The organism is uncultured Ramlibacter sp. (assembly GCF_936925435.1).
GTDB lineage: Bacteria > Pseudomonadota > Gammaproteobacteria > Burkholderiales > Burkholderiaceae_C > Ramlibacter.
This window is the reverse complement of record NZ_CAKZHQ010000038.1, coordinates 53,900-61,083: the sequence shown is the minus strand read 5'-3', so window position 1 is coordinate 61,083 and position 7,184 is coordinate 53,900. Positions and strand designations below refer to the sequence as shown.

Annotated in this window: 7 protein-coding genes; 5 read left to right on the top strand and 2 right to left on the bottom strand. The window is 67.1% G+C overall.

What is annotated here, in order from left to right; all coding sequences use genetic code 11:
* Positions 1 to 195: 195 nt before the first annotated feature.
* Positions 196 to 1,296 carry an alpha-isopropylmalate synthase regulatory domain-containing protein gene (locus tag Q0632_RS15760; protein WP_298931896.1) on the bottom strand — a complete coding sequence of 367 codons (1,101 nt, stop codon included), beginning with the start codon at positions 1,294 to 1,296 and terminating at the stop codon, positions 196 to 198.
* Between the two features lie 115 nt (positions 1,297 to 1,411).
* Here Q0632_RS15760 and Q0632_RS15755 point away from each other — a divergent pair, with 115 nt between their 5' ends.
* The gene (locus Q0632_RS15755) at positions 1,412 to 1,684 is read left to right on the top strand and encodes an oxidative damage protection protein (protein WP_298931894.1); all 273 of its coding nucleotides are present in this window, start codon (positions 1,412 to 1,414) and stop codon (positions 1,682 to 1,684) included.
* Positions 1,685 to 1,687: 3 nt separating this feature from the next.
* The gene (locus tag Q0632_RS15750; protein ID WP_298931892.1) at positions 1,688 to 3,325 is read left to right on the top strand and encodes an FAD-dependent oxidoreductase; all 1,638 of its coding nucleotides are present in this window, start codon (positions 1,688 to 1,690) and stop codon (positions 3,323 to 3,325) included.
* On the opposite strand, the gene Q0632_RS15745 is transcribed toward Q0632_RS15750, so the two are convergent.
* Positions 3,326 to 4,141: a response regulator gene (locus Q0632_RS15745; RefSeq protein ID WP_298931890.1), complete on the bottom strand. Its 816-nt coding sequence runs from the start codon at positions 4,139 to 4,141 to the stop codon at positions 3,326 to 3,328.
* Between the two features lie 196 nt (positions 4,142 to 4,337).
* On the opposite strand from Q0632_RS15745, the gene Q0632_RS15740 reads away from it, so the two are divergent.
* The 3 genes from Q0632_RS15740 to Q0632_RS15730 are packed head-to-tail and all read left to right on the top strand — an operon-like array spanning position 4,338 to position 7,179.
* The gene (locus Q0632_RS15740; RefSeq protein WP_298931888.1) at positions 4,338 to 6,149 is read left to right on the top strand and encodes a nitrite/sulfite reductase; all 1,812 of its coding nucleotides are present in this window, start codon (positions 4,338 to 4,340) and stop codon (positions 6,147 to 6,149) included.
* Between the two features lie 26 nt (positions 6,150 to 6,175).
* Positions 6,176 to 6,556 carry a DUF934 domain-containing protein gene (locus tag Q0632_RS15735; RefSeq protein ID WP_298931901.1) on the top strand — a complete coding sequence of 127 codons (381 nt, stop codon included), beginning with the start codon at positions 6,176 to 6,178 and terminating at the stop codon, positions 6,554 to 6,556.
* Entirely contained in the window at positions 6,556 to 7,179 is a 624-nt protein-coding gene (locus tag Q0632_RS15730) for a phosphoadenosine phosphosulfate reductase family protein (RefSeq protein ID WP_298931886.1), read from the top strand. Before Q0632_RS15735 ends, Q0632_RS15730 begins: the two co-directional genes overlap by 1 nt.
* Positions 7,180 to 7,184: the final 5 nt, after the last annotated feature.

Here is a 7,184-nt window from a genome sequence, read left to right as displayed (position 1 = left end):
GCGCTCGATCAACGGCAGATTCTGATCGGCGGCTGAACTCACGCCTTTCGCGACATCGTCCACGGGCATATCCCGAGGATCTTCCAACGTTTACCGAAAATTCGACGGGAGTAGATGTACGGGACAGGCCCGAGCATGACGACTGAATGCGATCACGGGACCACTTCTATGGTCCCGCAATGACACAAGTCAGGCCTATTTCTGTTCAGCCAGCACGCGGTTGGCGGCCGACACGATCGCCTCCAGCGAAGCGGTGACGATGTTGGTGTTGATGCCGACCCCAAACAGCTTGCCGCCGACATGCGCCATTTCCACATAGGCTATGGCCGCTGCGTTGGATCCGTGCTGCAGCGAATGCTCGGAATAGTCCTCAACCGAGAGATCGATGCCCAGATAGGCCGACAGCGCATTGACGAAACCGTCGATCGGCCCGGTGCCCTTGCCCTCGATGCGCATGGTCTCTCCGCCATCGGTAATCTCGGCAGCAACCACGCGGATACCCTTCTGGTCGGAACCGGCCGGGTAGGTATGGTGATCGACGAACTTGATCCGTGCCTCGGGCTGATCGACATAACGTTCGATGAAGCGTGCATGGATGCGCTTCGACGGCAGTTCGATGCCCTCTTCATCCGTGATGCGCTGGATGTCCTCGCGGAACTCCACCTGCAGGTTGCGCGGCAGGTTGATGCCGTAGTCTTCCTGCAGGATGTAGGCGATCCCACCCTTGCCCGATTGCGAGTTGATGCGGATGATCGCCTCGTAGGAGCGCCCTACATCCTGCGGATCGATCGGCAGATAAGGCACTTCCCAGACCGGGTGATTGGCGACCTTGATCGCCTTCATGCCCTTGTTGATCGCATCCTGGTGCGAGCCGGAAAACGCAGTATAGACCAGTTCGCCGACGTAAGGGTGGCGCTCGGGAATGGTCATCTCGTTGGAATACTCGTAGACCGCCTTGATCCGCTCAATGTCCGAGCAGTCGAGTTTCGGATCGACACCCTGGGTGAACATGTTCAGCGCCAGCGTCACGACATCGGCCTCCAGACCGTCAATCACCGAGCGCGCCTGCTTGCCCGAGCCGCCGTGCGACTGCTTGATGGTCACGTCCTGGCCGGTCTTGCCCTTCCAGTACTTGGCGAAGGCCTGGTTGTACTCCACGTACAGCTCGCGCGTCGGGTCGTAGGACACATTCAACAGAGTCACCTGCTGGGCAAACGACGGCAGGGCCGTGAGGGTCAAAGCGCTGGCCAGGGCCGCTGCCAGGGGAATCTTGATAAAGTCGCGTCGCAGGCTCATACGGTGCTCCAGAGGTCGATAAGGATTGATGGAACGCATTCTGGAAGCCGCTCCTCCAAACTGGAACCAATAAGATTTCAGTTCCTTATTCCAAAAACATCCTAAGAGGCCCGCGATGGCACGAATGGTCAATTGCATCAAGCTCGGCAAGGAAGCCGAAGGTCTGGACTTCCCGCCCTACCCCGGTGAACTCGGCAAGCGCATCTGGGAGAGCGTGAGCAAGGAGGCCTGGGCCGCCTGGCTCAAGCACCAGACCATGCTGGTCAACGAGAACCGGCTGAACCTGGCCGACCAGCGCGCCCGCCAGTACCTGGCACGGCAGATGGAAAGCCATTTCTTCGGCACCGGCGCCGACGCGGCGGCGGGCTACGTTCCCCCGACGCCCTGAGGCGTGAGCGCCGGCGCGCCCTCCCTGCTGCGCGCTGGTGAACTGGCGCAGGCCTGGGCCGGCCAGGCGCAGTGGCGCATCCTGGAGACGGGCTTCGGCCCGGGCCTGAACTTCCTGGCTGCCTGGCAGGCCTGGCGCGACGATCCGCAGCGCCCCGGCCTGCTGCACCACTGCGCCATCGACGCCCAGCCCCTGGCGGCCGACGCGCTGCTGCGCGCCGCCGCCGCCCATCCTGAACTGCTACCCCTGGCCCAGCAGCTCGCCGCCCAATGGAGCGGCATGGCGCCGGGCTTCCAGCGCCTGGGCTTCGAGGACGGCCGGGTGCTGCTGACCCTGTGCGTGGGCGAAGTGCAGGACATGCTGCGGGCGCAGGACTTCAGCGCAGACACGGTGCTGCTCGCCCAGGCCGGGCCGGCAGACCTGCACACCCTCAAATCCGTCGCCCGCCTGTGCCGGCGCGGAAGCCGGGTGGCCCTGGCTTCACCGGTCACGGCCGAAGCGCGCGCAATGGCGCAATGCGGCTTTGCCGTCGATCCCGAAGACACAGAGCGCGCCGCGTTCGAACCGGCCTGGGAGCCGCGCGGCCTGCGCGCCGCCTCCAGCGTGGCCACCGGCAGCTGCGCCGTGGTCGGCGGTGGCCTGGCCGGCGCAGCCGTGGCGGCCAGCCTGGCGCGGCGCGGCTGGCAGGTCCAGGTGCTCGATGCCCATGACCAGCCCGCTGGCGGCGCCTCGGGCCTGCCAGTGGGCCTGCTGGCGCCGCACCAGTCGCCCGACGACGACCTGCTGTCCCGCCTGGGCCGCGCCGGCGTGCGCCTGACACTGCAGCAGGCGGCGGCGCAGCTGCAAGCAGGCCAGGACTGGCAAGGCAGCGGTGTGCGCGAGCAGCGGCCCGGCGAGCCCGCCGTCTGGCACCCGCAGGGCGCCTGGATCAAGCCAGCCGCCCTGGTGCAGGCCTGGCTGCGGCGCTCCGGCATCCAGTGGCGGGGCCAGTCGCCAGTCGCCCGCCTCACCGCCCAAGCCGACGGTGGCTGGGAGTTGCTGGGGGCCGGGGGCACCGTGCTGGCCCGCGCCGACCTGGTGGTGGTGGCCTGCGCCCATGGCAGCGAGGCCTTGCTCGAAGCCGGCCTGCCGCTGCAGCCTGTGCGCGGCCAGGTGTCCTGGGCGCCGCGCGCCGAAGGCCAGGACTTCCCGGCCTTCCCGGTCAACGGCCATGGCTACTTCGTCACCGCCTTTCCCCTGGAGGGCGCGCCGGCCTGGCTGTGCGGCGCCGGTTTCGACCGGGACGACACGGGTTGCGACCTGCGCGAAGCCGACCATCAGGCCAACCTGGCACGCTTGCGCGAGCTGCTGCCCGAGGTGGCGGACCAACTCGCTGGCGAATTTGCAAGGGGCGCGGTGCAGGGCTGGGCCGGCGTGCGCTGCAGTTCCGCCGACCGCCGGCCCCTGCTGGGCCAGTTGCGCCCAGGCCTGTGGACCAGCAGCGCCATGGGCTCGCGCGGCCTGACCTTTGCCGTGCTCTGCGCCGAACTGCTGGCCGCCCGCTTGCACGGCGAGCCCCTGCCGCTCCCGCGCAAACTGGCTGCCACGCTCGATGTTCAGAGACAAACAAGCCTGCAGCCCGCGCTAAATGGTCCTGAATAGCTACACTTTTTGTAGCAGCGCGCCCAGCTTCTCGGGATCGGGCCGCTGGCCAAAGAAACCGGCCATGCCCTGGAACCAGGCGCGCACGCGCTCACCCGCGGTCGGCCGGGACTTGGTCACGATGAGGTGGGCTATGGCCGGCCTGGCCTCACGCAAGGCCTTGAGCAGGCTCCAGCCATCCCCGCCGGGGACGGCGAAATCGATCAATGCCACGTCGTAATGCTGGCTGCGCACCATCTCCAGCGCCTGCGGGCCGGTCTCGGCCTCGTCGGCTTGCGTCAGGTTGGCCAGGGCCAGGCGGGCCCGCAGGTACAGGCGCTGGTCGCGGTCGGCGCTGGCGATCAGGGCGCGCTTGAACGGCGGCAGCGGCTCGGGCGGCTGGGTGTCCCCGCCCATCTCATCCGGCGCCACCTCGAGATCGACGTCGAGTTCCGCGCCGGCGTCCAGGTCAAAGTCCAGCGAGGACGCAGGCGAAAACAATGCATCCATGGACCGGACGATCTGCGGCCAGGCCAGCGGCCGCTCGAAGCTCAGCGACGCGTCCTCCGGCGCCGCCGGGCCGATCCAGATCAGCTGGAGGCCGGCATGGGCAGGCGCCGCCAGTTCCAGCGCCGCCTCGTAGCTCTCGCCATCGACCAGGAGGAGCTGGGGGTCCTGCGGCGCCTCTTCCATCCAGGGGCTGTAGGCCACTTGGCCCTGCTCGGACAGGCGGAACACCGTGTTGAGCGCATGGCGCTCCACGTCGGAGAAACCAATGACCTTGACGAGCACCCTTTCCACCATCTTTGCCAGCCCCCTCAATTTCTGGATTCGCATGCGATTATGCGGGGCAGGCCCGCCGCCTGCGCCTTATCCGAAGCCCCTCGCCAAACCCCTGCCAAGGCGCGCCAGTGCTTGCGCATAAGCTTATCCACATAAGGCGCGAACGAAAAAATCGTTTGCACCCATAAGGCGGGCTTTTACAGTTCATTCCGTGCGTGGCCCCCGGTGGCCGACTCTCTGCATTCCCCACATGTACAAATACACAGAATTCGACAAGCAGTTCGTGCGCAGCCGCGCCGACCAGTACCGCGACCAGCTGGAACGCAACCTGACCGGCGCCCTGAGCGACGATGACTTCCGGCCGCTGCGCCTGCAAAACGGCTGGTACATCCAGCGCTACGCGCCCATGCTGCGCGTGGCCGTGCCCTATGGCGAGCTGTCCAGCGCGCAACTGCGCGCCATGGCCACCATCGCCCGCGAGTTCGACAAGCCCAGCGACGAGTTGCTGGGCGCCGCCCAGGCCAAGCAGGACGCGCTGGGCCCGGTGGCCACGCCCAATGGCGGCATCGGCACCCACCTGGGCTACGGCTACGGCCACTTCACCACCCGCCAGAACGTGCAGTTCAACTGGATCCCGCTGGAGCGCAGTGCCGACGTGATGGACCTGCTGGCCAGCGTCGACATGCACGGCATCCAGACCAGCGGCAACTGCATCCGCAACATCACCAGCGACGAGCGCGCCGGCATCGCTGTCGACGAGATCGCCGACCCGCGGCCCTTCGGCGAAATCATGCGCCAGTGGAGCACGCTGCACCCGGAGTTCGCCTTCCTGCCGCGCAAGTTCAAGATCGCCATCACCGGCAGCACAGAAGACCGCGCCGCAGTGGCATGGCACGACGTCGGCCTGTTTCTCAAGAAGAACGAGGCCGGCGAGCTGGGCTTCAAGGTGCTGGTGGGCGGCGGCATGGGCCGCACGCCCATCGTCGGCACCGTGGCGCGCGAGTTCCTGCCCTGGCACCAGATCATGAATTACCTGGAAGCCGTGGTGCGGGTGTACAACCGCTACGGCCGGCGCGACAACATGTACAAGGCGCGCATCAAGATCCTGGTCAAGGCCGAGGGCCAGCGCTACTTCGACGACGTCGATGCCGAGTACAAGCAGATCGTCGAACACGACGGCGGCAGCCACACCATCACCCAGGCCGAGTTCGACCGGGTCAATGCCTGCTTCGTCGACCCGGTGCTCACCCGCCACACGGCCAACGAGCCGGTCGCGCCACAGCCCACCGACAAGGCCTTTGCCCGCTGGCTGGAGCGCAACGTGGCGCCGCACCGCAACCCGGCCCTGCGCGCTGTGACCCTGTCGTTCAAGCGCCTGGGCTTGGCGCCCGGCGATGCCGACGCCGACATCCTGGACGCGGCGGCCGAACTGGCAGAGACCTACAGCGCCGGCGAGTCGCGCGTGACGCATGACCAGAACCTGCTGCTGCCCTGGGTCCATGTGAACGACCTGGAAGCCGTCTACACCACGGCCAAGGCGCTGGGCGTGGCCCAACCCAACGTCCACCTGCTGACGGACATGATCGCCTGCCCCGGCGGCGACTTCTGCGCCCTGGCCAATGCGCGCTCGATTCCCGTGGCCGAGGCCATCACCGAGCGCTTCTCCGACCTGGACGAACTGTTCGACCTGGGCGAGATCGACCTGCACATCAGCGGCTGCATCAACTCCTGCGGCCACCACCACAGCGGCCACATCGGCATCCTGGGCGTCGACAAGGACGGCAAGGAGTGGTACCAGGTGACCCTGGGCGGCTCGGACGGCTCGGCCCTGTCGGGCGACCCGGTCGCCGGCAAGGTGGTCGGACCCTCCTTCTCGGCCCATGAGGTGGTGGAAGTGATCGAGGCCGTGCTCGACACCTACCGCCGCGAGCGTCGAAGCGACCAAGGCGGCAAGCTGGAGAGTTTCATCTCCACCCTGCGCCGCGTGGGCATCGACCCCTTCAAGGCCGCCGCCAACGGCGCGCGCCACGCCGTGGTCGACCATTCCACCGCCACCGCCTGAGGACAGCAGCCATGACCGCCACCACGCTGAACATCCTCTCCGCCAACGACGCCGCAGCGCTGGACGCCGGCGCACACACGCTGCAGCTCGCCAACGACGCCAACCCCCTGGAGCTCCAGCTCGATGGCGTGCAACGCATCGAGCTGCACTTCCCCAAGTTCACCGATGGCCGCGCTTACAGCCAGGCCTTTCTGCTGCGCCGACGCCTGGGCTTTGCCGGCGAGATCCGCGCCACCGGCGACGTGCTGATCGACCAGTTGGTGCAGATGCAGCGCACGGGCTTTAGCAGCGCCGTGCTGCGCGCCGACCAGGACATTGGCTTTGCCAAGCGCCAGTTCGACCGCTTCGCCGGCTTCTACCAGGGCGACGCGGTGCACGTGAACCCCTTCTTCAAGGAAGCAGCCTGATGGGTGCCGTCGATCTCGCAACGGTCAACGCCGGCCTCGGCCGCGATGCGCAGGGCCTGGTGAAGTGGGCCCTGGACCTGGGTCGCCCGGCCATCGTCACAACCAATTTCCGGCCCTTCGAGGCGGTGATCCTGCACATGGTCACGCGCATCCAGCCCGGTGTGCCCGTCATCTGGATGGACAACGGCTACAACACGGAAGCGACGTATCGCTTTGCCGACGAGGTGAGCCAGCAGCTCGCGCTGAACCTGAAGATTTACCTGCCGCGCCGCTCCCGCGCACACCGGGAAGCCGTCGAAGGCCCGGCGCCGGCGCTCGATGACCCGCGCCACGCGGCCTTCACCGAAGAGGTCAAGCTCGAGCCGTTTGCCCGTGCCCTGCGCGAGACGGCACCCCAGGTCTGGTTCACCGCGCTGCGCGCCACCGACACCGCGGTGCGCGCGCAGATGGACCCGGTCTCGGTGAATCCGGACGGCCTGATCAAGGTCGCGCCGCTGCTGCATTGGTCGTCCAAGGACTTGCACAGCTACTGCCAGGCCCATGGCCTGCCCAATAACTTCGACTACGTGGATCCGACCAAGGGCGAGGACAACCGCGAATGCGGCTTGCACCTCGAACACTGAACCAG

Bases quoted from the DNA above. Each gene is read 5' to 3' on its own strand.
- Q0632_RS15760 (WP_298931896.1), bottom strand. From the start codon at position 1,296: ATGAGCCTGCGACGCGACTTTATCAAGATTCCCCTGGCAGCGGCCCTG.
- Q0632_RS15755 (WP_298931894.1), top strand. From the start codon at position 1,412: ATGGCACGAATGGTCAATTGCATCAAGCTCGGCAAGGAAGCCGAAGGT.
- Q0632_RS15745 (WP_298931890.1), bottom strand. From the start codon at position 4,141: ATGCGAATCCAGAAATTGAGGGGGCTGGCAAAGATGGTGGAAAGGGTG.
- Q0632_RS15740 (WP_298931888.1), top strand. From the start codon at position 4,338: ATGTACAAATACACAGAATTCGACAAGCAGTTCGTGCGCAGCCGCGCC.
- Q0632_RS15730 (WP_298931886.1), top strand. From the start codon at position 6,556: ATGGGTGCCGTCGATCTCGCAACGGTCAACGCCGGCCTCGGCCGCGAT.